General features: G+C 39.1%; 22 protein-coding genes, 4 tRNA genes and 1 pseudogene. 11 read left to right on the top strand and 16 right to left on the bottom strand.

The window, feature by feature from the left end; translation table 11 throughout:
• A partial coding sequence (locus tag DTA23_RS06445) for a transposase (protein WP_146753016.1) occupies nt 1-958 on the top strand: 958 nt, incomplete at its 5' end.
• Nucleotides 959-1,159: 201 nt separating this feature from the next.
• Here DTA23_RS06445 and DTA23_RS06450 read toward each other — a convergent pair.
• Entirely contained in the window at nt 1,160-1,474 is a 315-nt protein-coding gene (locus DTA23_RS06450; protein ID WP_146753017.1) for a hypothetical protein, read from the bottom strand.
• Nucleotides 1,475-1,849: 375 nt separating this feature from the next.
• On the opposite strand from DTA23_RS06450, the gene DTA23_RS27465 reads away from it, so the two are divergent.
• Complete coding sequence (locus DTA23_RS27465) at nt 1,850-2,068, top strand: hypothetical protein (RefSeq protein ID WP_112374183.1); 219 nt, start codon at nt 1,850-1,852, stop codon at nt 2,066-2,068.
• Nucleotides 2,069-2,518: 450 nt separating this feature from the next.
• On the opposite strand, the gene DTA23_RS06460 is transcribed toward DTA23_RS27465, so the two are convergent.
• From DTA23_RS06460 to DTA23_RS30205, 6 genes are all read right to left on the bottom strand, one after another.
• Nucleotides 2,519-2,602 (bottom strand) — tRNA-Leu (locus tag DTA23_RS06460).
• Nucleotides 2,603-2,890: 288 nt separating this feature from the next.
• Complete coding sequence (locus DTA23_RS06465; protein ID WP_370445062.1) at nt 2,891-3,556, bottom strand: Ppx/GppA phosphatase family protein; 666 nt, start codon at nt 3,554-3,556, stop codon at nt 2,891-2,893.
• A gap of 364 nt (nt 3,557-3,920) precedes the next feature.
• Nucleotides 3,921-4,463, bottom strand: a complete 543-nt coding sequence (locus tag DTA23_RS06470; RefSeq protein ID WP_070570475.1) for a hypothetical protein — start codon at nt 4,461-4,463, stop codon at nt 3,921-3,923.
• 75 nt (nt 4,464-4,538) lie between these two features.
• Complete coding sequence (locus DTA23_RS30195) at nt 4,539-4,985, bottom strand: phosphoenolpyruvate carboxylase (RefSeq protein WP_370445063.1); 447 nt, start codon at nt 4,983-4,985, stop codon at nt 4,539-4,541.
• Entirely contained in the window at nt 4,945-6,606 is a 1,662-nt protein-coding gene (locus DTA23_RS30200; protein ID WP_370445064.1) for a phosphoenolpyruvate carboxylase, read from the bottom strand. Before DTA23_RS30200 ends, DTA23_RS30195 begins: the two co-directional genes overlap by 41 nt.
• Nucleotides 6,545-7,117, bottom strand: coding sequence for a hypothetical protein (locus DTA23_RS30205; protein WP_370445065.1), 573 nt, complete (start codon nt 7,115-7,117; stop codon nt 6,545-6,547). Before DTA23_RS30205 ends, DTA23_RS30200 begins: the two co-directional genes overlap by 62 nt.
• 384 nt (nt 7,118-7,501) lie before the next feature.
• Between DTA23_RS30205 and DTA23_RS06480 the strand changes: the two genes are divergently transcribed.
• Both DTA23_RS06480 and DTA23_RS06485 read left to right on the top strand, forming a co-directional pair.
• Nucleotides 7,502-9,694: an FUSC family protein gene (locus DTA23_RS06480; protein ID WP_239468716.1), complete on the top strand. Its 2,193-nt coding sequence runs from the start codon at nt 7,502-7,504 to the stop codon at nt 9,692-9,694.
• Nucleotides 9,695-9,725: 31 nt separating this feature from the next.
• The gene (locus tag DTA23_RS06485; protein WP_070570470.1) at nt 9,726-10,706 is read left to right on the top strand and encodes a YpdA family putative bacillithiol disulfide reductase; all 981 of its coding nucleotides are present in this window, start codon (nt 9,726-9,728) and stop codon (nt 10,704-10,706) included.
• On the opposite strand, the gene DTA23_RS06490 is transcribed toward DTA23_RS06485, so the two are convergent.
• On the bottom strand, nt 10,699-11,316 hold the full coding sequence (locus tag DTA23_RS06490; RefSeq protein WP_112374184.1) for a TetR/AcrR family transcriptional regulator: 618 nt from the start codon (nt 11,314-11,316) through the stop codon (nt 10,699-10,701). The two genes, DTA23_RS06485 and DTA23_RS06490, sit on opposite strands and share 8 nt — an antisense overlap.
• A 104-nt stretch (nt 11,317-11,420) precedes the next feature.
• On the opposite strand from DTA23_RS06490, the gene murB reads away from it, so the two are divergent.
• The 3 genes and pseudogenes from murB to DTA23_RS06505 all read left to right on the top strand — a co-directional run bounded on the left by murB (nt 11,421) and on the right by DTA23_RS06505 (nt 13,482).
• Nucleotides 11,421-12,437 (top strand): UDP-N-acetylmuramate dehydrogenase, encoded by a 1,017-nt coding sequence (gene murB, locus DTA23_RS06495; RefSeq protein ID WP_112374314.1) that lies wholly within the window; start codon nt 11,421-11,423, stop codon nt 12,435-12,437.
• A gap of 260 nt (nt 12,438-12,697) precedes the next feature.
• Nucleotides 12,698-13,206: pseudogene (locus tag DTA23_RS06500) on the top strand (RNA polymerase sigma factor).
• A gap of 30 nt (nt 13,207-13,236) precedes the next feature.
• Nucleotides 13,237-13,482 (top strand): cytochrome b5 domain-containing protein, encoded by a 246-nt coding sequence (locus tag DTA23_RS06505; RefSeq protein ID WP_112374185.1) that lies wholly within the window; start codon nt 13,237-13,239, stop codon nt 13,480-13,482.
• On the opposite strand, the gene DTA23_RS06510 is transcribed toward DTA23_RS06505, so the two are convergent.
• The 5 genes from DTA23_RS06510 to mgtE form a co-directional block, all read right to left on the bottom strand.
• Nucleotides 13,483-14,397, bottom strand: coding sequence for a PfkB family carbohydrate kinase (locus tag DTA23_RS06510; RefSeq protein WP_070570461.1), 915 nt, complete (start codon nt 14,395-14,397; stop codon nt 13,483-13,485).
• Between the two features lie 57 nt (nt 14,398-14,454).
• Nucleotides 14,455-14,528: transfer RNA gene (locus DTA23_RS06515), tRNA-Asn, on the bottom strand.
• An 88-nt stretch (nt 14,529-14,616) separates the two neighbouring features.
• Nucleotides 14,617-14,690: transfer RNA gene (locus DTA23_RS06520), tRNA-Asn, on the bottom strand.
• A 51-nt stretch (nt 14,691-14,741) separates the two neighbouring features.
• Nucleotides 14,742-14,815, bottom strand: a tRNA-Asn gene (locus tag DTA23_RS06525).
• Nucleotides 14,816-15,062: 247 nt separating this feature from the next.
• The gene (mgtE, locus tag DTA23_RS06530; protein WP_112374186.1) at nt 15,063-16,439 is read right to left on the bottom strand and encodes a magnesium transporter; all 1,377 of its coding nucleotides are present in this window, start codon (nt 16,437-16,439) and stop codon (nt 15,063-15,065) included.
• An 809-nt stretch (nt 16,440-17,248) separates the two neighbouring features.
• Between mgtE and DTA23_RS06535 the strand changes: the two genes are divergently transcribed.
• Both DTA23_RS06535 and DTA23_RS06540 read left to right on the top strand, forming a co-directional pair.
• Entirely contained in the window at nt 17,249-17,728 is a 480-nt protein-coding gene (locus DTA23_RS06535) for a hypothetical protein (RefSeq protein WP_146753018.1), read from the top strand.
• Nucleotides 17,707-19,935, top strand: coding sequence for a TolB-like translocation protein (locus tag DTA23_RS06540; RefSeq protein WP_112374188.1), 2,229 nt, complete (start codon nt 17,707-17,709; stop codon nt 19,933-19,935). Before DTA23_RS06535 ends, DTA23_RS06540 begins: the two co-directional genes overlap by 22 nt.
• Nucleotides 19,936-19,946: 11 nt before the next feature.
• On the opposite strand, the gene DTA23_RS06545 is transcribed toward DTA23_RS06540, so the two are convergent.
• The 3 genes from DTA23_RS06545 to sppA all read right to left on the bottom strand — a co-directional run bounded on the left by DTA23_RS06545 (nt 19,947) and on the right by sppA (nt 24,154).
• Nucleotides 19,947-20,816, bottom strand: a complete 870-nt coding sequence (locus tag DTA23_RS06545) for an endonuclease/exonuclease/phosphatase family protein (RefSeq protein WP_083296135.1) — start codon at nt 20,814-20,816, stop codon at nt 19,947-19,949.
• Between the two features lie 164 nt (nt 20,817-20,980).
• On the bottom strand, nt 20,981-22,171 hold the full coding sequence (locus tag DTA23_RS06550; protein ID WP_070570453.1) for a phosphoglycerate kinase: 1,191 nt from the start codon (nt 22,169-22,171) through the stop codon (nt 20,981-20,983).
• 216 nt (nt 22,172-22,387) lie between these two features.
• The gene (gene sppA / locus DTA23_RS06555; RefSeq protein ID WP_070570450.1) at nt 22,388-24,154 is read right to left on the bottom strand and encodes a signal peptide peptidase SppA; all 1,767 of its coding nucleotides are present in this window, start codon (nt 24,152-24,154) and stop codon (nt 22,388-22,390) included.
• A gap of 239 nt (nt 24,155-24,393) precedes the next feature.
• On the opposite strand from sppA, the gene folK reads away from it, so the two are divergent.
• A complete protein-coding gene (gene folK, locus DTA23_RS06560) occupies nt 24,394-24,897 on the top strand; it encodes a 2-amino-4-hydroxy-6-hydroxymethyldihydropteridine diphosphokinase (RefSeq protein ID WP_070570448.1) in 504 nt (167 codons plus the stop codon).
• Nucleotides 24,878-25,105 carry an Hpt domain-containing protein gene (locus tag DTA23_RS06565; protein ID WP_112374189.1) on the top strand — a complete coding sequence of 76 codons (228 nt, stop codon included), beginning with the start codon at nt 24,878-24,880 and terminating at the stop codon, nt 25,103-25,105. Before folK ends, DTA23_RS06565 begins: the two co-directional genes overlap by 20 nt.
• Nucleotides 25,106-25,195 lie beyond the last annotated feature (90 nt).

Here is a 25,195-nt window from a genome sequence, read left to right on the forward strand (position 1 = left end):
ACCTCCCGATCTGACAACAATTGACCGCGAAAAAGTTCAGGCTACGGTCGATAACCTGAACCGGGTCTTGTCCGATAAACCTTCGGTAAGCAAGAAGATGAGGGCAAAGTTGCGCTATGCGACTAAAAACTACCCGGCCAAGATTGTTCAATATGAAGAGCAGGAAGTAACGCTTGGAGATAGAAATAGTTATAGCAAGACAGATCCCGATGCTACTTTTATGCGCATGAAAGAGGATCATATGAAAAATGGCCAGCTCAAACCAGGTTATAACATTCAGATATCTACTTCCAATCAATACATCGTCAATTACACCATACATCCCACCCCCACAGATACCACAACGCTACCCGGTCATCTGGCACAACATGAGGCGAGCTTTGGGGAAATACTGAAAACCATTACCGCAGATGCTGGCTATGGCAGCCAGGAGAACTATGCGTTACTAGAAGGGAAAAACATTGGGGCCTATGTGAAATATGGTATGTTTGACAAGGAGCAGAAAAAGAGTTATTCGGGCAAGAAGCCATTCTCCGTTGATAAACTACATTATAACCCTGCAAAAGATTGCTATATCTGTCCAATGGGACAGGAAATGAACTGCATAGGTCTATTTACACAAAAGACCTCCACAGGTTTCGAGCAAAAAATAAAAAGATATCAGGCAAAAAACTGCACAAACTGCCCATTGAACGGTGCTTGCCACAAATCACAGGGCAATAGAATCATCCAGATAAATGAACAGCTTGAGGCTTATAAAGATAGAGCATACGGATTGCTTAACAGCGATGTCGGTATAGCCAAAAGAAAACAGCGATGTCACGATGTCGAACCAGTCTTTGGAAACATAAAACAGAACCACGGGTTCCGAAGATTTATGCTCCGCGGTAAGGAAAAAGTGTCCATAGAATGGGGTTTATTGGCTATAGCGCAAAATCTAAGGAAAAAAGCAGCTTAAAAAGCTACTTTTTGTTCTTTTTCTTCCCAAATGAACAGTTCTGTGAAATAATCAACAAACAACTCACAAATCTATCGCATAGCCATATTTAATAAAAAGCTGCCTCAATAAATTTGAGACAGCTTCTTAAATTAATCGTTTGTAACAGCGCGAAAACGCCGAAACCTATCTGCCGGTTGAAACCAACAGGGATCGACTGCATTAAACACCCCAAAATGCCCTGCATGCTTTAAAGAAAGATCCACAACCACCATTTGTATAGGTGTCTGAAGTATGTGTACCGACCAGTTGCGCCGTGTCATAATCATAAAAACTCAACACAAAAATACAGTGTGTCAATTTTCCTTCGCTTTCTTTGACCTCTTCGGTGACTTTCACGAGTGTATTCGTGTTAGGAAGACGGTAAGTCGTTGTCTTAGCATTGACATTTTCTTTCGGTGCCTTTTCCGTTGTCTTTGCAGAAGCGGCTGTAGATAGCAGTGCAACAGCCATCAAACTCATCATTAATTTTTTCATTGTTTCTATCTTTTTATTAAACCATAACATGCTTTTGAAGCAAGTCTTTATTTTATGGAAGTAAAAATAAAAACACCATTAATTAATTTTACGGTTATTTATTATCTGTTGCAGTTCGTTCAATATTCGTGGTTTTTAGTCTATTATTCGCAATACAACTGTTTGTTAGGGTAATCTTAACCGCAAGTCCTATTTTTACAAATTGCATGTCTCTACCATTATTTATATTTTTAGAAATCTGATTCAAAATATTCTGTGGTTCAGCTGCCTAATTATAACAGCATCGGACAAATTCGGTAACAATATCCAAATATGCCGGCGCAAATGGCGGTAAAATTAGGGTAGCGAGCTGCAAACATTATTATTTAAAAGAAAATGGAAAATAATCGAGAAAGCAGAAAGATAAGGGACAAACAAAGAAAACAAAACGATAGAGGTTCTCGCGGCTTACACATGATTTGGCGCGTTACCATACTCGTTTATATTGTTGTCCTACTCTATTTTCTAGTTACTTGTGGCGGTAATGGCGCTAACTGGTTTTCCCGGAAAAACCTATCTATACAAGATAAAGACCACGAGCAAGTTACAGAATAGCTTCTTATAAGATTTAGGGTCCATAAACATCAAAACGACCTCGGTACAAAACAACAGATAGGCAATAAAAGGGAGCAAACAGACTGTCAAAACGACTACATTTGGACTTTATTACCAAGAAAACTAGCCAAACTAAAGTCCGACAAAAACTATCAGTTACGAACCTGGTACCAGCAAGGTATACTCCTTTAAAATCATCCACATACAGCCCTGAATGGATTAAGACCTTAGTTCTACGCTAAATAATCTTTAGTTTCTTAACGCGTATTTTATATTCATTCAATGTTTTGAAAAGCGGGAAACAAATAAGGCTTTATTATTCTCAAATTTATCATATGCCTTCAGCTTGATCCCAAAAAATCAAACTGTGCTCAATTGCCCCTATGATCTGAGTGACAATATTTTTGTTCATAAAAAAAGGAGACAACTATTGACTAGTGTCTCCTTAAGTGCCCAGGAGCAGATTCGAACTGCCACGCCCATGCGAGCGCCACCCCCTCAAGATGGTGCGTCTACCAATTTCGCCACCTGGGCTCATATTCACCTTTGGTATCACAAAAATAAAGATTTTTCGCTCTTTACAAGTCGAAAATCGCTTTTTTACAGCATTATTTTACTAAATTCCTATTGATCAAGGTTCTAATTACACCGTCGACAAGCCCAACCCTTGGAACAATGATTTGTTTTAGACGACCATGCTTCATAATCGTTAGAAAAAATCTCACTCGCAGGAATAATGACATCGGCACGATCTTCGTTTAAACCCAATAAGATAATGCGTTCTTTCAAAGAAAATGAAGATAAAATGCTCATACACGGCTTTTAATTTAGCATAGGATAATGGTTTATCCAATTTTCATTGGAAAGGCGCGCAAGCTTATTAATATTGCCGCCAGTACCAATACCAACCACTTGCTTATACATATGCGTATTGCTACGTACCCATTCCCTCAGTTCATCCCAGGTTTCTGCCTTGTCCTGATTGTCGAGGATACGGATTGTGCCCAAGTTGAAGGACCTGGAATTAACCAAAACACCATTGGCAAATAACGATAATTCTGTACTACCCCCACCTACATCAATGTAAAGGTAAACTTTGTCCTTTTCCATCTTATTATCCCAATGGCTATTGTAAATAATCTCTGCCTCCTTTGCCCCTTCTATAATATCGATGTTGATACCGTTTTTCTTGACCTCCGCAACAATATCAGCGCCATTTCGTGCATCACGCATGGCCGAAGTCGCGCAGGCCATATAATCCTCCACGTTATAAACATCCATCAACTCCCGAAAGGCCTTCATCGTTTTAACCAAACTCTCGGCTTTCCTAGGTGAAATTTCCTGATGAATAAACGCATCATCCCCCAAACGAAGTGGAACACGTAACAGTGTATTTTTCTTAAAATTATATTGGTCTTTCTGTCCAATAATGTCAGCTATCAAAAGACGGACTGCATTGGAACCTATATCTATTGCGGCGTATCTCACTTTATATACGATTTCATTAAATTACGCTAAAATAAACACAGTTATTAAAAACTGTGTTATATAAATGTTAAGTTATCATTAATTTAACAAATAACAAACGATTATTCCATGGAATTTTTGTGTACACAACACTGATATGTCTTACAATAACTAAAATTTCCATTTTATCAAGAATACAAACTCATTTCCTGCCAAAATCATCTCGCTGGCAATCAACTGAGTCGGAATACAGATAGCACATCCTATCGAAACTCAGTACCTATCACAATTCCATGCAGAAAATCTAGTATTGTCAACAAAAAAATCATAAAAAAAGGAATATTCATCTTAATGAATACTCCTTTCCTTTTATTTATCTTATTTCTTAGTGATGGTGTTCTTCAACTTTACCGCCAGCTAATTTGTAGATCTCTTCCACTTTTTTCAAAGACTCCTCCGAAAGGTGAATAACATCCTTGTTTGTATTGTGCTCTTCATGAGACAATCTAGTATTGATCTCACCTTGTTTTTCAACCACTAGCGCTAAAAATGCTTTATCATTGAATGCCGCTGTACTGTCCGAACCAATTGAAGCAGGAACTTGAAATGCAGGCACGCCACGTTGCGCATCGCCAACATGCAATTCTTTTGCTAAATTGTCCAATTCTGGTAACACTGTTGCGTAAGCTTCTTTAATCTTTGCAGCTACATTTTTCACCTCTGCTGAGGTAGATTGTTTTGCAGCTACATCAGCAAGATTTACCAAGTAGTTTCCATTTTCGCCAACGAATTTAATCATTGCAAAGGCATCACCATCCGCTAAGGATGCATTAGAGTATTGACGCTGTCTATCTGCAGCTGTTTGACCACAAGATGCAAATAATGTACCCGCACAAGCCGCAACAATAAATAACTTATTAATCTTCATATCAATTTTGTTAACTATACAAAAGTAGATAAAATATATGTTCTCCGAAACCCTATCCGTGAAAAGAAAGAAAAATTACGCAACATTTCTTCCGGCATTCACCACGCCAAAGATTGTACGCGCTATTAATTTCGAATAATCTTCACGTTGTGCATCAGTCAGCTGATCCGAATTCAATGCACGAATCGCAAAATGCTGTATAACCAATAACGGTAATACAATTCCCTCGCGCGCTAAAATAGACTCACGATCCACAGGATAGTTTTCCATCAATTTTGAGGTTCCGCTCAGCTTTAACAGATATTCTTTTGTTATTTGGTACTCGGCATACAAAGTTTTCCAAAAGTCACCATAAATAGGATCATCTTTCATGTATGCTGTAATATCAAAGTTGGACTTTGTCATCGACATCATACAATTGTCGATCAATGTTTGGAAAAATCCAGATGACACATACAATTGCTGCACGTCTTTCCAAAGGTTATTTTTTTTCAGCCCATTGCAATGCTGTTCCGACACCATAAAACCCAGGAATATTTTGTTTCAGCTGGCTCCATGAAGTTACGAAACTAATCGCCCGCAAATCTTCCAATCGCAATTCACGGCCTGAGTTACGTTTTACAGGTCTACTTGAAATATTGATCGACGATAGCGCTTTCAATGGCGACATCGTTTCCAGATAAGGTAAAAACAATTCATTCGTCCGTAGATCCATAAACTTATGATGACTCAGCTCAGCCAGCTTATCAATGATCTCCTGTTGATGTTTGGTTAAGGTATCGCCTACGCGTTGTTTCAAATCTGAAATAATTCCAGCGTGCAACAATTGCTCTATATTAAATCGTGCCGTATCTAAAGAACCATACTGACTACTGATTGTTTGTCCTTGAATCGTCAATTGAATATGATCGTTGGCAATCTCTTTACCCATCGATGCATAAAAACGCTGTGTCTTACCACCGCCACGTGCCGGAGGTCCACCACGACCGTCAAAAAACACCAAATCGACATCGTACTCGCGAGATATCGCCGTAAGTTCGATTTTTGCACGATAAATCGACCAGTTCGCCATCAAGTATCCACCGTCTTTGGTACTATCTGAATAGCCCAACATAATGGTCTGTTTGTTTCCTCTACGCTTCAAATGCGCTTTATACTCCTTGTTACTATACAAGGTTTTCATCACATCTGCTGCTCTCGTCAAATCATCAACGGTCTCAAACAAGGGTACAAAATCGATCGTTAAAGCATCCTTCTTCCATCCAGACCACAAGAATAACTGACGCAGTCCCAAAATATCACTTGCCTGTTGGCAATTGCTGATGATAAAGCGTTGCGCAGCTCGCTCAGAACCGGAACGTTGAATCTCCTTTAACAATTTGATCACACCAGATGTATCTTTCGTCAACGGATCTGCATCTTCTCCCACCGTTAAGTCAAGTTCTTTGAATTTTAATGCTTTTTGCTTATCATTTTCACTGAGCTCCAGATAATCCAATGGCATTCCAGTCTTTTCCTGATTGTGCTGAATCAGATAATTGGTAGCCTCACGTAATATCCGACTGTCTTGTCTGATATCCAATGTGGTAAAGAAACAACCAAAAGTCATCACTTTGCGGAGTAAGTCATCAACGATTTCTACAAAAAGTCCATTGTGATATTCCTCCAAAACATTTTTGATTGCTTTCAGATTTGTGATAATATTATCAGTTTCGTCTGCTGGATGTTCGACTGGATTAAAACTGTTTTCGTAGAACAATGTTTGGAGATTTTCCATATATTCCTCTACACCTCTAAATGTGATGCGCCGTCTAACAATACGAAAATCCCTATAGTAACATCTAAACAAAATGGTACGTAGCAATGCGGCAACTTTCTTGGTGCTATCAACACTTACGTTGGGATTACCATCACGGTCACCTCCAGGCCAAAAGCCCAGTTCAATCAATTGTTTGACTTCTTCGGTATCCACGTCCAATTCATCATCAATAAAAGACTGAATTTCCGATGCTACTTTATAAAATACGTTTTCCAAAAACCAAGCTAAGCTCGCAGCCTCATCAACTGGAGTCGGTTTATTTTTATTGATGAAAGGCGTTTTTACCCAGTTGCTGTAGCAATAAATGTATACTATGGATATCATTGGTCTTGATTGCATCGATCAGGTCGTTGATAATACCCAATACTGGTCCCGGATAGAATTGCGTAGGATGTGCAGTCAACACAAGACGTACAGAAAAATCCTTCAATTTTGACACGATCTTACGGCGCATATCATCGCTGCCTTCGGCATTTTTTATTAATGCCCCCAAGACATTTTCGTCATCGCCACGGCCCACCATCTGAAAGGATGAGTCTTCGATCGCATCAAATAAAACAACCTGACGCTCTATATATTGAACAAATCTAAACAACAAATCAATCCGTTGTTCTTCCGAAGAAAATTCTTCATGCTGATCGAAGAAACTTTTTATGATCTCATCAGGAGTTAAATGCTGATCCACACCCTTTTCACATTGCTTTGCAAAAAATGGTAATAAAGTACCTGTATCTTTAACACGTTGAAATGGCAATGTTAAAAACAAACTTTTGAAAAGCTCAAAGCGTGTCAATACCTCGTCCTGAAAGACGGCTTCATTTTTACTTTGCTTCATATTTAAATCTTTGAAAGTGGTCAAGAGAGTTTAGGTGACTCTTGAAAATTTGTAATGTCTCTGAAATAACCCTATGGTTCCAAATATAACAATATTATAGCTAAACAAATAAAAAATATAAATTAATCAAAAAAACAATTGAAATATTATAAACATACTAACAAATTTTAGTAAATTTTCATTTTTAACACATTAATGCAATGCAGTATAGCAACGAAGACCTTGAGAACCTGATCCTGTTAAGCCCCGCTACAAAATGAACCATCCCTGATCTGACAGGAACGGAACAGCTATCTCGCTTTCATCCGTACTAAAAAGGGCAAACATAGCCGAACAATTGTTTTTAATATGAAAAGCAATTTATCTAAGTTTGTACTATACATTATGAAACAGACACAAGAAATAAAAAGTTTTTTCTATAGCCAATATTTTGCGGATGGACTCCGAATTACCATCGGATGTATTGTGCCTGTCCTAATCTTTGCAACTATCGGGCAATTTACCAATGGAACCATTGTTTCCCTGGGAGCGCTCTTGGTAGGTCTCTCCGATACGCCCGGAGCACCTAGCCATAGAAGGAAAGGCATGATTGCGGGTGCGATTTTGACTACGTTAACTTTTATTTTAACCAATATAGTTAATCAAAATGTCTATCTACTGGCGATTTTTATCGGCGTAGCCTGCTTTATATTTGCCATGTTTGCAGTATTCAATAGCAGGGCCGCCAACGTAGGCCTTATGTGTATTCTGATGATGTTGATCCATGTGCAGATTCACTATCCTCTTGCTGAAGCCATCAACTATTTAGGCTTCTATACATTAGGTGGTCTATGGTATATCGCCATTAGTCTTTCCATCACCCAGGCACGCCCTTACAGGCTCGCCGAACAGGAGCTATCCGAAACAATTCGCTATGTGGCTGATTACATCCGGCTGAAAGCTAATTTTTACGATGCTAAAATTGATAATGATAAAAACTACCTCAAACTGATCGACAAACAAGTTGAAGTCAATCAGCATCAGGAAAACCTACGGGATGTATTGTTTCAAAGTAAACGATCAATTAAAGACACCACAAAGGTGGGACGTTATTTAACCCTCGTCTTCAACGATATTGTCGATCTCTTTGAGCAAAGTATGGCGGCACACTATGATTACAACACCATCAGCGAACGCTTTGGTCCTACCGGAATCTTGGAAGATTTCAAAAACGTGATCCTAAAATATACCAATGAGCTTGACAATTTGGCTTATCAGCTCAATACCAATACACAGCCAAAACCACTGTACGATTTCGATTCGGATCTCAGTCGCCTTCACACTAAAATCGATCAGCTGGATAAAAATCAAGAGTATAGCACCTTTGCTTTACGCAAAGTGTTGATCAATTTGCGTGATCTGGTTCGCCGAATCAAAAATATCTATGGTTACTCGCATCTACAACCGGACGATGTCAAACGAAAAGAAATTGACGACGCAAAACGCTTTGTCCAAAGTTCTGCAATTGATTTCAAAAAGTTCCGCGAAAATCTTACCCTAAAATCCACCATCTTTCGACATGCGTGCCGCATGGCAATTGTCATGTCGGTCACTTATTACGTGTTTGAGGTCACCAATATCACAAATAATGTATATTGGATTCTCCTGACTATCATGGTTATCCTAAAGCCTGGCTTCGGGCTCACAAAGGAGAGGAATATCCAGCGTCTAATTGGTACAACGATCGGTGGACTCATCGGAGCCCTCATCCTGTTAACCATTCATGACCCAACGGTCCTTTTCGTTCTACTGGTATTCTTTTTTCTGACGGCATATAGCTTATTCCGGGTCAATTATGTCATTGCCGTACTTTTTATGACCCCTTATGTATTAATTATGCTGAGCTTCGTCAGCGCCAATACATTGGACGTCACCAAAGAACGCATACTGGACACCTTTATCGGCGGCATGATTGCATTCTTATCCAGTTATATTATTTTTCCAAATTGGGAAAGCATGCAAGTCAAGGAATCCATGCGAAAGCTACTGATAGCCAACTACAATTACATCTTTCAGGCATTGAAAGAAATTGCAGGCCAAGCGCCTTCCATCACCGACTACAAACTAACACGCAAGGCAGTCTATGTGGAAACAGCCAACATGGGTTCCACATTCCAACGTATGCTTACGGAACCCAAGAAACGTCAAAAATATAGTAAGGAAGTCAACAAATTCGTCATATTCAACCATATTCTAGCTTCTTTTTCGGTGACATTGATGAACCATCTCGACGAAATGGACAATAATTATATCAATAAGGACCATGTCCGGACAATTCGAAAAATATTAAGCTCCTTGGAGCAATCCATTCAGCTGCTGCATTCTGCCGATAGTGTCAATGCATTTGTTCCTTTGGCAATCGAAATTCCAAACAACCAATTTGATAATACAGATGTCAGTTCAGTTGATGGACAGTTATTGAGCGAACAGCTGGACTTTCTCAGTAAAATTGCACAGGACCTCCATAAAATAGTTCAGGATCTTCACGCTAAAAGCACAGCAATGTCAGAAAATGAACTGCCTAAAGCTTTAAGCTGATTTATTCTTTAAAATTCTCGACATTTATACCATGAGCGATACGATAACACGGTACGACCTGATCATAGTTGGCGGCGGGCCAATTGGCTTAGCTTGCGCCTTAGAAGCCAAAGAAGCAAATTTAAACTACCTTATTCTCGAAAAGGGCTGTTTGGTCAACTCATTATATAATTACCCCCAAAATATGACCTTCTTCTCTTCCTCCGAAAGATTAGAAATAGGTGATATTCCATTTGTCACCACCAATCCCAAGCCAAAACGCATGGAGGCGCTGGAATATTACAGACGTATACAGCAAAAGTTCGCACTGGATACCCATCTTTTTGAAGAAGTACTGGAAATTAAGAAAGAGGACACGGAGTTTCTGGTCAGCAGTAGCAAAAGCATATACCTGAGCAAGAAAGTCATCATCGCCACGGGTTTTTATGACATACCGATGTTGCTCAATATCCCGGGCGAAGAACTTCCCAAAGTGAGGCATTACTACGACGATCCACATTATTATAGCAGCCAAAAGGTGATCGTTGTCGGCGCCAGTAATTCATCCATTGATGCCGCCCTTGAAACCTACCGAAAAGGAGCACAAGTTTCTTTGGTAATCCGCGGTAGCGAAATCAGCCGCCGGGTAAAATATTGGGTAAAACCTGATATTGAAAATCGAATTGCCGCGGGTGAAATCGATGTCTATTATAACAGCCACTTAACAGAAGTTACTCCAACTACTGCGCATATCCAAACCCCAGATGGTATCGTCGAACTCGATAATGATTTTGTACTGGCTTTAACCGGCTATCGCCCAAATTTTGATTTTTTGAAAAAGATCGGAATTGATATTCCCCAAGAAGCACCTTGCATTCCCAGCCATAATGAAGAAACAATGGAAACAAATATTGCCGGGATTTATTTGGCAGGTGTCGTTTGCGGTGGCTTAAATACCCACCTTTGGTTTATTGAAAATTCACGAATTCATGCCAAACAGATTATCGGACATATTCGCTCAACACTTACTTGAAGACTTGAAAACGTAAGCCATTTAAGAAGATTTTCATCATTTTCTTCTGTAAACTGAGAATATGATCGAATTCTTCTTTTGTTGGGAACAACATGTTTTTCATATCCTTTAATATGCCCATACGCATACCGAATAGTGAATACAAAAGAATCCGCGCAGTTTCATTGATATCTTCCACCTGTATCTCGCCGGCATCGATACCAATCTTGAGAATCTTCTCAATAATTTCTACCTCACGGAGATAAGACTCTTTGAACACCTGTTCCAGCTCGTCCGGAAGCTCTTTGACCATCTTCATGGTGTATTCAAATAAATTATAATACTGATTGATGATCTTGACACGCATATCAATGGAGTACATCATAATCTCCTCAAAGTCTCCCCCTTTTCCAATGACATCCTCAAGGTCCTCGATCATTTTGTCGATGACATATTCGAAAACCGCAGAATATAAGCTATTCTTATCCGGAAAATAATAATACAGCAATGCTTTTGAAAAATTGAGATCCTTGGCTATTTCCGACATCGTTGTCTTAGCCATTCCAAAATGTGCAAAGCGCCTTGTCGCAGCTTCTAGAATTTTGATTCTTTTTACATCTGCATTACCCATTAAACTTATATTTTTTATCGTTAAATAAACGGTTTATACTATCTTTACCGATTATCATGCTAAAGATAGCTGATTTTTTTGAATTTCTGAAAACTAAAGTCAACATGAAGTTAAACATTCAATCGAATATATCTTTAAAAGCTTTCAATACGTTTGGAATTGAAGAAAAGACAAATTTTCTAATCGAAGTGAATGACAATGAAACATTGACCGAAATTTTTAAAAATGGTATTTTTAAGGAGAACTTCTTTGTTCTTGGCGCAGGTAGCAATGTCCTTTTCACCAAAGCATTCGACGGCTATATTATTCGTATGACGAGCAAGGGCATACAGTCAAAAATTGATGGCGATGATGTCTATGTCACAGCGCAAGCGGGAGAAATCTGGAATGACTTCGTTTGGTATTGTATCGAACATAATTACGCGGGTATTGAAAACATGGCCCTCATTCCCGGCACTGTTGGTGCTTCACCTGTGCAAAACATCGGTGCCTATGGTACCGAGTTGATGCATGTTTTTCACGAATGTCAGGCTTTCGATACGCATACCGGTAACTTTGCGACCTTCAAAAAAGAAGATTGCGATTTCTCCTATCGCGACAGTATCTTTAAAACAGCACACAAAGGGCGTTTTATCATTACTCAGGTCACTTATAAGCTAAGTCAAACAGCTCATATCAATACAACTTATGGTGCAATTGAAGCCGAACTCGCCAAAGAAAACATAACAAACCCGAGCATTGCCGACATTGCAACCATTGTCTCCAAAATCCGCGTAGAAAAGCTTCCTGACCCAAGTACAGTGGGAAATGCAGGTAGCTTCTTTAAAAACCCTGTAGTGACAGCATCAACTTTTGGACCTCTTCAGAAAGAATACCCTACAATACCGCATTATCCAATGCCCAATAATGAAACAAAATTGGCTGCTGGATGGTTAATAGAACAATGTGGTTGGAAAGGAAAAGAATATGGACAAGCAGGTGTATGGAAAAATCAGGCACTTGTACTAATAAATAGACAAAACGCTACAGGACAGGAAATTTACAATCTATCGGAACAAATTATAAGTGATGTAGCCAACAAATTTGGCATCAAGCTAGAGCGTGAAGTTAATTTACTGTAAAGATTTAAAAAAAGTATTTTTACTCTTTTTAATTTGAAAGCAAAAGAAAAACAGGCTTCACTTTAGCTAAACATCACTTTGAGCTAATTTTATTTACTTAAAGTTAGCTTACACACACGTTTGCTTTGCTTAAAATAATCTTAAAATTATATTAACAAATCTAATTTTGTCATTTTTGGCGCATTTTTTGCCTCATACTTAATGAACCGCATTTATAAACGTACTGTTTTGTAAAAAGAACAGTTATAATTCATTAAGCTATGACAAAGAATGAATTTGACACCATGGTTATTGAGCAATCGGACTCATTAAAACTCTACGCCAGAAATTTTACCAGTGATTACGAAGATGCCAACGATCTCGTTCAGGACACAATCCTGAAAGCTGTAACCTATTTTAAAAATTTCAAAGAAGGAACCAATTTGAAAGGATGGCTTTACACCATCATGAAAAATACGTTTATTAACAACTATAGACGTATTGTGAAAACCAACTCTTTCATTACGAAAGACGAGGATATTTCTAACGCTAACCTCCTATTATCCGCTTCCTCAAATCAGGGCGAAAGCAAATTTGTCATGGAAGACATCCATGAAGCTTTATCTAGTCTTTCCGAAGAATATTACATCCCTTTTTCATTGTACTTCGAAGGTTTTAAATACCACGAGATATCGGAACATTTAAATATCCCATCGGAACGGTAAAAACAAGAATACATGTCGCTAGAAAATTAATGAAGAGATCACTATCGGCCTATAAAGTAGCTTAGTTTTCTATCTTCGCCTTTTTAAAATGACGAATGGCAGAAGAATTATCGGAATACAGCAAAAGCCAACTGGCTTTACGTAATGGTCAGGACAAACCACAGATCTGGGTTGCTTATCGCGGACTTATCTACGATGTCGGAGAAAGTAGACTGTGGAAAAACGGAATGCACTACGAACATTGGGCCGGACAAGATCTAACTGAGGAGCTCCAAGAAGCCCCTCATTCAGCATCTGTATTTTCAAAATTTCAGATCGTCGGAAAACTAAAAGATCAATGATTATAAATTAAACTGAGATAGGGCAACAAAAGCATTCAAACGCTTTTGTATGTCCTCTTCGGTAAGATCAACCAACCGATCTGTTCCAAATTTCTCTACACAGAATGAAGCTAGCGCAGAACCAAAAATCAATGCGTTCTTCATGTTTGTAAAGTTGATACTTTTTACTTTGGCAAGATAGCCAATAAAACCTCCAGCAAAGGAATCTCCCGCACCAGTTGGATCAAAAACATCTGCTAATGGTAGCGCCGGAGCAGAAAAAATCTGATTCTCTCCAAAAAGAAGCGCACCGTGTTCACCTTTTTTGATAATTAAATATTTAGGTCCCATTGCTAAAATGACTTTTGCAGCTTTAACCAGCGAATACTCTCCAGAAAGTTGCCTTGCCTCTGAATCATTGATGGCTAAAACATCAACCTTGAGAAGCACTTTTCTTAAGTCATCCATGGCAACATTCATCCAGTAGTTCATGGTATCCAGAACAACCAACTTAGGCTTGTGTGCCAAGCGCTCCAACGTAGTCAATTGTATTTGAGGCGTAAGATTGCCCAAGAGAAGATACTCGCAATCCTGGTAACTTTCAGGAATAATAGGATCAAAATCAGCCAATACATTTAAGTCTGTCGCCAAGGTATCACGGCTATTCATATCGTTATGATACCTGCCAGACCAAGAAAAAGTTTGCCCACCAGTAATCACCTGAACACCCGTAACATCTATACCACGGCTCCTGATAAGATCGAGATTATCATTTCCAAAATCCTCCCCAACAACACTGACCAATTTGATTTGATCACATAGATATGACGCCGCTAGACTCGCAAATGTACCGGCACCACCTAGAATTTTGTCAGTTTTACCGAACGGTGTTTCTATTGTATCGAAAGCCACCGTACCAATAATTACTAAACTCATAGTTTTTTAATAAGCATGGTAAACAAAAAAACCGGCATAAAGCCGGTTTCAATATTGCTCCTGAAGCTGGGCTCGAACCAGCGACCCTCTGATTAACAGTCAGATGCTCTAACCTGCTGAGCTATTCAGGAATTTATTTTTCGAGAAATTCCTTTCTCATAGAATGTACAAAAGTAGTACATTTTAATATCATTTGCAAATAAAATATTTGCATTGTTGCTCCTGAAGCTGGGCTCGAACCAGCGACCCTCTGATTAACAGTCAGATGCTCTAACCGGCTGAGCTATTCAGGAATGAAAAATTGAATATTTTTAAAAACTCCGGCTATGTAAGTTATTAAATTGCTCCTGAAGCTGGGCTCGAACCAGCGACCCTCTGATTAACAGTCAGATGCTCTAACCTGCTGAGCTATTCAGGAGTGCTTTTCAATTTTTCCGGAGACCCTATTGCGTTTCCGTGATGCAAGTATCGGAAGATTATTAGAATACTACAAATTTTTTGAGCACATTTTTTACAACTTCCTAAATTCCAATTAGAATAATTTATTTTTATTTTTTCAAACAGCTCCACAAAATCCCCTTTTCAGCACTTAAACCAACATTATCCTTCTTTTACCTTCAATCGCCATCAGCGGATGAACGACCAGTATCGGCAATTGCGTACGATTAAAGCAACACACCTTTCAAAATTAGCGCTGCCACACTAAAATAAATCAGCAAACCTGTTACATCGACTAATGTCGACACAAAGGGCGCTGAAGAACTCGCAGGGTCGGCCCCAAGTCGTTTCATCACAAAAGGCAACATAGACCCCATCAACGACCCCCAAAGGACCACACCAACCAAGGACAAAGAGATAACTAATGCAACCAACACCCAATACTGACCATAGCTATGCGCAAAAGATTGCCATGCCATAATCCTTATAAAGCCCAAAGCCCCCAAAATAAGTCCCAGCAGTAAACCCGACAGAATCTCTCTTCGCATCACACGCCACCAGTCACCCAAGGTAACTTCCCCCAGGGCCATCGCTTGAATAATTAATGTTGAGGCTTGCGAACCGCTATTCCCACCACTGGATATAATAACAGGCATCAGTGCAAACAACATAATCGCACTTGCCATTTGCTCCTCGAAATGCTCAATAACCGTAGCGGTCAAAAGTTGTCCCAGAAAAAGCACAATAAGCCATCCAGCTCTCTTCTTCACCAAGTTCTTAATCGACACATCCAGATAAGGTTCATCCAACGCCTCCGTTCCTCCGATACGTTGCATATCTTCCGTGTACTCCTCGTTTGCTACCCAAAGAATATCATCGACAGTCACAATCCCCAACATAACCCCCTGTTCGTCGACAACAGGCAAGGCCACGCGATTATTCATCCGGAAGATGTTGATCGCTTCCTCCTGGGGATCGTAAGCATTCAGCGAGATCAGCCGATGATCGATCAAATCTCCAACGACTCTATCTGGCTCCGCCATCAGCACATCTTTAATCCGAATATCATCAACCAGCTTCCCATTTCCATCAATCACATACAATACATCTATCGTTTCCGAATCTCTTCCATAACGCCTAATATGCCCCAATATCCGTTCAATACTCCAATGTTCTTTTACGGTAATATAATCGGGTGTCATTAGGCGCCCAACGCTGTCTTCCGGATAGCCCAGCAAAGCCAATGCTTCAACACGATCTTTGGGTGGCAACAGTAAAATTAAATGCTTAATATCGTCCTTCATTTCTGAAAAAAAAGAAGTCCGATCATCGGGAGGTAACTCGTTAATTAGTGCGCTAATTTTTGCTTTAGAAAGCTTCTTAAAAATCCTGTTTTGAGTAGGGAAATCCAGAATACGAAAAACGTTAACTGCGCGATTCAAATTTAACGATTCAATAAATAGTGAACCATGTTCGGGCAACTCATCAATCAGCTCCTCAACTTCTGAAATATTTAATTCATTCAAAAATTCTTCCAGCCTAACAAGATCTCCACCTGCTATCAATTGCTCTATTTGATTCACCTGCATTTCCAGTTCTTCCATATCTCCTATCAATTTAAAAATCCTACATCTAAACAAAGTTTATATGTTACAAAAATCGCTTTTTTAAAGTAAATTCTGCATAAAAAAATAAATAATAAAAACCTGCAGTCTGTCGCAGTAATTGGGATAAATACCCCGCGTAACGTTCAATGCCCAATTCAAAAACAAGACATTTTGTCATTAGCAAAAAACTAAGGGAAACCATTCTCGCCAACAACTTCAACAGGTCTCTACAAAAGAAAGACGATGAAATTTATCGTCTAATTACCGATCCATTTTTTTTATCCAATAAAATGAATCAGGCCACACCTAACTCGCCAGCATACTCCCGAAAGCAACACCCCATAGTTGTCTGATTTTTCCACAAAAAAAAACAGACAAATTTTCTCGGCGCAGTCTTAGAATCGCTAATTATTTAAGTATATTCGTCGTATACTTTAACCTGTTCAATATAGTGCTTTTTTTTTTCAGAACAGCCCAATATCATCAGGTTGTTTTACAGAAAAAAAATAGTAAAAAGAAGTAAATCACAAAATCATAAAAGCCTATTATTCAAATATAAATAAATTTGAAACAGAAGTTAAAGTTCATATAAATAGGAATAATAAAACTAAAAAAAATAGCAAACACTCGATATGCAAAAATTAATGAAACATAAAAACATAATTATCAGCATATTATCATTATTATCATTAATAATATATTCACAAAAAAGTTCTGCTCAATTTTTTGAAGACAGCCAAGCGCCCTTAAGCCAAAAATGGTATAAAATTGAAACCAAGAATTTTCAACTAATTTTCCCTGAGGAGATGAAGAGCAAGGCCCCTACCCTAGCTGACCAGGTTAACCGATCGCTGCGTACAACTGCTAGAAATTACAAAATAACACCGCGGAAAATTCCATTCATTATCCATAACACAAATCTACAAACGAATGGTTTTGTACAGCTGTCTCCACGTAAATCTGAACTGTACAGCACAGCCGGCGCAGAACCCGACAACCAGACCTGGCTACCCAATTTGATCCTTCACGAGTCAAGACACGTAAGTCAATTTGACAAATTGACAGGCAAACTACGCGCGCCATTCTTTGAACAATTAGCCCTTGCCTACTACGGACTGACCGTTCCTTCCTGGTATTTTGAAGGCGATGCAACCCTTACAGAAACCATATATTCGGAGGGAGGCGAGGAAGATTACCCGCTTTTGAAATGCCCATCAAAGCGAACTTTCAATCGAATCACAGCTATAGTTTTAATAAATATTTATTGGGGTCCTATAAAGATATAGTCCCGAGTTACTATACAATCGGCTATCTGATGACCTCCACTTTAAAGTCGGAATTACCTTCGAATTATGAAGCCGACCTCTTTTCGGAGCTGAACAAAAAACCATTATATCCCTATAATATCAATCGTGTTTTAAAGAAAAAAATTGGAGGAAATAGTGCCTACTTATACAATAAAACAATAGCAAATTTAGAGACCATATGGAATAAGAAAACAAGCGACTATCAATACCAGAAATACAAAGAAATAGACAAGAAAAACGACAGCTATTACAACAGCAATTTATTACCAAAACACAAGAACGGTCTGATCTATTTCATTAAGCAGAACCCACAAAAGACCAACGCAATTTACACGTATGATGTGGCAACAAAAACAGAAAATAGGCTCGCTAAAACTGGCATACAGTTAACACCACATTTTGACGTAAACAGCAATTACATCGTATGGGACGAGCTCCATAAAGATCCGCGTTTCAACAAAAGAACATACAGCGTTATCAATGTCATGGATCTCAAAACAGGGAAAATTAGCCAGCTCAGCAAACAGACGAGATATTATTCACCCATTTTAAGCCCATTAGACGAAACCATTGCCTGCGTTGAGGTAGATTTATCCAACGACAGCTATCTAACGCTCATAAGCCTTAAAAACAATAGCATCATCAAACGGATAAAAATAGGCAATTCCGAACAGCTGCAACACCCTGCTTTCAACCCCAAAGGCGATAAAATAATAGCAATACGATTATCCGAATCCGGAACCGCACTGTGTGAAATCGATCTGAAAAATGACAAAATCACCAACCTAACACCTTGGGACAACCAGCAATATGAAAGACCGCAATACCTTTCGGGTATGAAAATCATCACAAAAGCTAACTTCAACGGTATCGATAATATTTACAGCATCGACCTCCTATCTGGAAAGAAACAGCTTTTGACAAAGGCACAATTTGGCGCGTTCAACCCTTTTTACGATAACGATACAAGGCAATTATTCTTCAACGACTACCAGTACAACGGCTACAAGATCGCCCAGACATCTATCGATACCGCATTTGATATCGACCCAGAAACGGATTACTTTTCGCATTATTACGCCACCACATTGACCAGAGACAGCGTAAAAAATATCGCTGCAGTCTCCGTAGATACTAGTCAGCACTACCAAATTGTACCCTATCGTGGACTGGGCAGAACGTTCAATTTTCATAGTCTTTCGCTAAGTAGCAGCAATTTTGAAAGCTTCGACAATTTTAAACCCGGAGTCTTCTGGTTATCAAACAACATCTTAAACACCACACAAATTGCTCTGGGGTATGAATATGACACCGACATTCGAAAAGGAGTATACTCGGCAGAACTTACCTACAACAAGTACTTTCCAAAATTCTCGCTACGCTATGAAAACAGAGGGCAAATTGCAGCAGCAAGCATCCCTAACAAACCTGACAGTAGCATCCGTTTCGACTGGCGCGAGCATTATATATCCTCACAGATCTCCATCCCACTCTCCTTTTACAGAAGAGACTACGTCTATTCCACTGGATTCAACCTCGCAACAGCCTATCTAAGGCGCTATGATCTTAGCCGAACAGATGTCAAAAACTTTAATTACGAGACTGCATTTCCATTAACATACCAGCTTTACCTCAATCGCAATGCGCGTATGGCCAGTATGGATCTCTACCCAAGATGGGGGCAAAATTTTAGTGTCACCTACCGACATACGCCTTTTGAAAACAATGCAAAAGGTGAAATTTTATCAGCAAGAACAGTATTCTATCTACCTGGATTTATGAGCAATCACGGTTTTCAAATTAGATTGAGCGCCCAAACAGGATCAGGAATTTATCAATACATCAACGATATCCCTCTTGTGAGTGGATTTAGCTACTACAAATATGAAAAAATAAAAAACACGGTGTTGGTCAACTATCGTTTCCCTATAGCTTATCCCGACCTTGGATTAGGATCTTTAGCCTATATTAAACGTGTAAAAGGAGGAATATTTGCCGATTATCAAAATATACACAAACACAGGGAGATCTCACCAAAAAGCTTTGGAGCCTATCTGTCGCTTGATTTCAATGCTTTCAGATACCCACTTCCAGATTTCGAATTCGTCGTTAAGGGTACCTATATCAATGACAACACGACAACACAACGTGTAGTTCCAACTTTCAGTTTAAACTACACCTATTAAGGATAAGCTGCTTAAGGATGAATCGCCCAGTTAAAATTCAGTGCCAAGGCATAATGATCCGATAAGGGCAATCCTTTGACATTGGTGAATAGATTATTTTCTATTTTATAATCCCGGGCAGCAAGACTGAGGTGACTACTGCTCCGATAGAGGATCTTATCGATAGATTCGCTCTGATTGCTGATAGACAACATATGTGGCGGCTTAAACTCATGTCGCACCTCAGGCACTAAGCCTCCATTTTCGAGCTCAACCCAGCTATCAACCAATGCTGTGGAATCCATAAAATCATGCAGGTTATCATCACAAAAACTATAATGTGCATTAAAATCACCCATTACAATAAGTGGCTTACCACTCGAATGCTCTCCAATATAATCACGTAGCTGATTGAGATTATCCCGGCGTGCACTTGAAGCTTTCCTGCTATTTTGTGCATTTGCATGAACATTATAAACATCCAACCAGACTTCAGGAACGATTTCTATCTGAACTAAGGTGAAGCCCTTGGGTGTCAGAAAATCGGCTCCTGTACGTTTTTTCCAGGGCACACGGACAACATCGGTCATCGGAAAATGAGACAGGGTATTGAGACCATCACCAAAGGGAACACGTCCCTTGGTTCTTGTGCGATATGGATGTGAATTACCACCCCAATATAGACTTCTATTATAATTGAAATCCTCCTGTACATTAACAATGTCAAAAGGATTGATCTTCTTTCCAATTTCAGCAATACTTCTGCTTCTTCCTGTAATCGCAGAGGAAATAATCCCAGGCAACCCCGCTACATTATACGTCAGTACCGAAAAAAAACCAGAACTATCTTTTTCTTTACTCTTATTAGCATCCATCAATATCTGCATATATAACCAAGTCATGATAAATTTAGCAAATACAATAAAAACTCACCAGTGCTACACAAACATTTAACGGATAATTGATTTAATCTGACATTACATCAATAGTTTCGTACAAAACATCGATCTTTTTTAATAAAAAAGGGACAACCTATGTTGTCCCTTTCTAAATATTTTGATTTATATTAATCTTCAAGTGCCTTCACCCCTGGAAGAACTTTTCCTTCCATGTATTCCAAAAGCGCACCACCACCTGTACTGACGTAACTTACATCTTCAGTCATACCAAATTTACTTACCGCAGCAGCAGAATCACCACCTCCTATTAAAGAGAATGCCCCATTCTTCGTTGCTTCCACAACAGCATCAGCTACAGCTTTGGTACCCTTTGCAAAGGTATCAAATTCAAAAACACCCATTGGACCGTTCCAAAGAACTGTTTTAGAATTTTTGATGATCGCAGCGAAATTTGCTGCAGACTCCTGACCAATATCCAGACCTTGCAAATCTGCAGGAATTTGATCATTTGGTCCATCATATACATTGGCATCGTTGGAAAATGCATCTGCAATCTGAGCATCCGTAGGAATAACCAAGTTTACACCTTTTTCCTTCGCTTTTTTCACCAACTCATTCGCTAAATCAAGTTTATCGATTTCAACCAATGATTGACCAATTTCACCCCCTCTAGCTTTGATGAACGTATAAGCCATACCTCCACCAATTAAAAGGTTGTCAACTTTATCCAATAAGGCCTCAATTAACTGAATTTTATCAGAAACTTTTGCTCCACCCATGATAGCCGTAAATGGTCTAACCGGATTGTTTAATACTTTTTCTGCATTTCCGACTTCTGCAGCCATCAAGTAACCGCTATATTTAGCTCCTGGAAAAAATTGCGCAACAATTGCTGTCGAAGCATGAGCTCTGTGGGCTGTACCGAAAGCATCGTTCACATAGATATCGCCTAATTTTGACAACTTCTCAGCAAATTCAACATCTCCTTTTTCTTCTTCTTTATAGAAGCGAAGGTTTTCTAGCAATAAAACCTGACCAGCTTGTAAAGCTGCCGCTTTTTCTACGGCCTCTGTACCGATACAATCATTGGCAAACTGAACATCAGTACCTAAAACCTGTGAAAGATGAGCAACAATATGTTTTAATGAATACTTATCAGTAGGACCATCTTTTGGCCTTCCTAAATGGGACATCAATATCACGCTTCCACCATCGTTCAAGATCTTCTTTATTGTTGGAGCCGCTCCCTGGATACGATTATCATCCGTAATATTGAAATTTTCATCCAAAGGCACGTTGAAATCCACACGTACCAAGGCTTTTTTACCTGCAAAATTTAAATCGTCTACTGTTTTCATTCTGTAACTTTATTGATTTGGGATTAGGTCGTTTTGTCAAACGAACAGCTAAATATAAAAAAAAGCATTTGCTTTCATTAGAAATAATTATTTATTCATGGCAATCCGTACATTGGATCGAACTTCTCCGCACGCAACGTAAGAATTACCGGCATCGTTATAAATTATAATCACCTACAACCATACCACGATTGGACTTCCTTTACGAATCAATTACTAGTGAATCTCAACGCTATAAGGCATTCTCGCCTGCACCCCCGTCTGTGCTGTAGCTTTTCTCACGACATCAAAATAACGATAATATTCGCCCATTTGCTCTTTTGCAATCCAAACTTGGACTTTTTCTTTTGAATTATTTAATATCGAGGTAAAAGGATCTTCTTTCTCCGGATATTGGGACACTTTATATTTATTCAGATTGGCCTTTTTTGCGGCAGCCTGAATAGCGGCATCCAAGTTTCCGAGACGGTCAACCAATTTATTATTCACACCTTGCGCACCGGTCCAAACTCTTCCCTGCCCAATACTATCTACATCAGCAATGGATAATTTACGGCCGTCTGCAACAACTTTAGTAAATGTACCATATACTTTATCCACTTCCCGCTGGATGATATCCCTTTCTTCTGCTGTCAACGGCCGATCGAAAGAAGTCATCAAATCAGCAAACTTACCCGTCTTTACACCATCATAATGCACTCCAATTTTATTGTTCATCAGATTTTGGAAATTAGGAATCACACCAAATACACCAATAGATCCTGTAATTGTAGTTGGTTCAGCAAATATCGAATCTGCTGCCGCCGAGATATAATACCCACCTGATGCAGCTAAATCTCCCATCGACACGATTACGGGTTTCACTTTCTTGGTCAAAATAACCTCCCGCCAAATAATATCGGACGCTAAAGCAGATCCTCCTGGTGAATTCACACGCAAAACAACAGCTTTAACAGCATCATCTTCTCTTAATTTTCGTAGTTCGCGGGAGAATTTATCACCACCGATTTGACCTGGTCCTGTTCCTTCACCATCAACAATTTCTCCGGCAGCATAAAGAACCGCGACTTCAGATCCGCTCGCATCATCTTTTAACTTTTTATTATAATCCAACAGGGAAACAAACGATATCTCATCCTTTTCCGAAATTTTCAAACGTTTTCTCAAATCCGATAAAAGTTCGTCTTTATACAACTTGGCATCTGCAAGCTTATATTTTACCGCGTCGTCCGCATCCCGGACACGATAGTCATTCGCAATAGCCCGTAATGAATCGGCAGCAATATTTCTGCTCGCTGCTATTTCATTAATAAAGGTACTGTATATACTTCCCAAATATGATGTTACCTGCAAGCGATTGGGATCACTCATTTTATTTAAAAAGAAAGGCTCAACAGCACTTTTAAATGTACCTACCTTCACAATTTGCATCTCCACCCCAACCTTGTCCAAAAGGTCTTTATAGAACATCGTAGAACTTGCCAAACCTTTAAAATCAATCGTCCCTTGCGGATTAACGTACACCTTATCGGCGGTGCTCGCTACATAATAGGCCTTTTGGTCATACCCCGCATTATAAGCAACAACAAATTTCCCGGTTTTCTTAAAAGCCAAAAGTTCGTCTCTCACTTCCTTTAAACTTGCAAAGCCAACTCCGATATGACTAGCATCTAAATAGATCCCTTTAATATTCCCATCCGTCGCCGCATACTTGATCCTCGCCAAAATATCGTCTAGACCAATATTTTTAGTGGAATAACCTGGAAGATTGAGACTACCCAAAGGATTCGCTTCGCTTCTCTCTGAAATATCATAATCAAAGGATAGGTATAAAACCGAGTTGCTTTTAACAACAATCTCCTGATCCGAGGATGCCGAGCTGATGATGGCCCCAATAATCCCCATCAAAACAATAAACAACACAACAAAAGAGATCACAATCCCCGTAATTGTTGCCAGTACGTACTTAAAAAATGATTTCATATTTTGTAATTAAATCCGATCCATAATCGATCTTCCTGTGAAAAGACTTATTTTCACTAAAGGTAATGCAATATTTTTTATTCACCCAGTCTTTTATTTCATCTACCCCACATTTTATTCGCGAAATTAAGGCTCATAGCCTGAAAGAAATTTACATATCCATAGACCATTAATACCCTAAATCCAAAAAATAGCCGAAATTCAAACAACTAAGTTTCACAAAATCTTAATTTAGCATCATGAATCAGATTTATATACTATTGGGCACTAACCTTGGGGATCGTTTTCAACAGCTTGATCTAGCGAGAAAACAACTTGAAACACATGTTGGAGCAATTATTGAAGCTTCTTCGATCTATGAAACAGCGGCCTGGGGAGTTGAAGACCAACCGCCCTTTTTAAATCAGGTCGTTTTAGTGGCATCCCGGTTACAGCCTTTAGCATGCTTAAACCTGACACAACACATCGAACAGGAATTAGGACGTATCCGTATAAAAAAATGGGGTGAAAGAGTCATTGATATTGATATACTCTACTTTAACCAGGAAATTATCGATCTGCCATCGTTGCAGATTCCACACCCTTTTATTGCTGATCGCAGGTTTACACTGGAGCCTTTAGTGGAAATAGCACCAGCCTATATCCATCCCGTTTACAAAAAAAATAACGTATATTTATTGAATAAATGCAAAGACGACTTACCTGTAAAGAAAATTAGCGACGATGAACCATATCGATATTGAACTGATCAACCAAAACATGTTTGACAGCCACGAATTAATCAAACAATTTGTATCCATGTATCTTATTCAAACACCTGTAGATCTCGACAAGCTCCGACAAGCGCTGGTTGAAGGTGATCTTCAAAAGATTGGTGATACAGCCCATCACATCAAACCGACAATGGACTATATCGGTGCCTTTCACTTAAAAGAAAATTTGAGGAATTAGAGACCAATTCAAAGAACGAAGCATCTCTTGACAGCCTTCGGGCCACTTTTGGTGTTATCGATATTGAAATGAAAGAGCTTCTATTTGAAT

Origin of the sequence: Sphingobacterium multivorum (assembly GCF_900457465.1) — a bacterium.
Lineage (GTDB): Bacteria > Bacteroidota > Bacteroidia > Sphingobacteriales > Sphingobacteriaceae > Sphingobacterium > Sphingobacterium multivorum.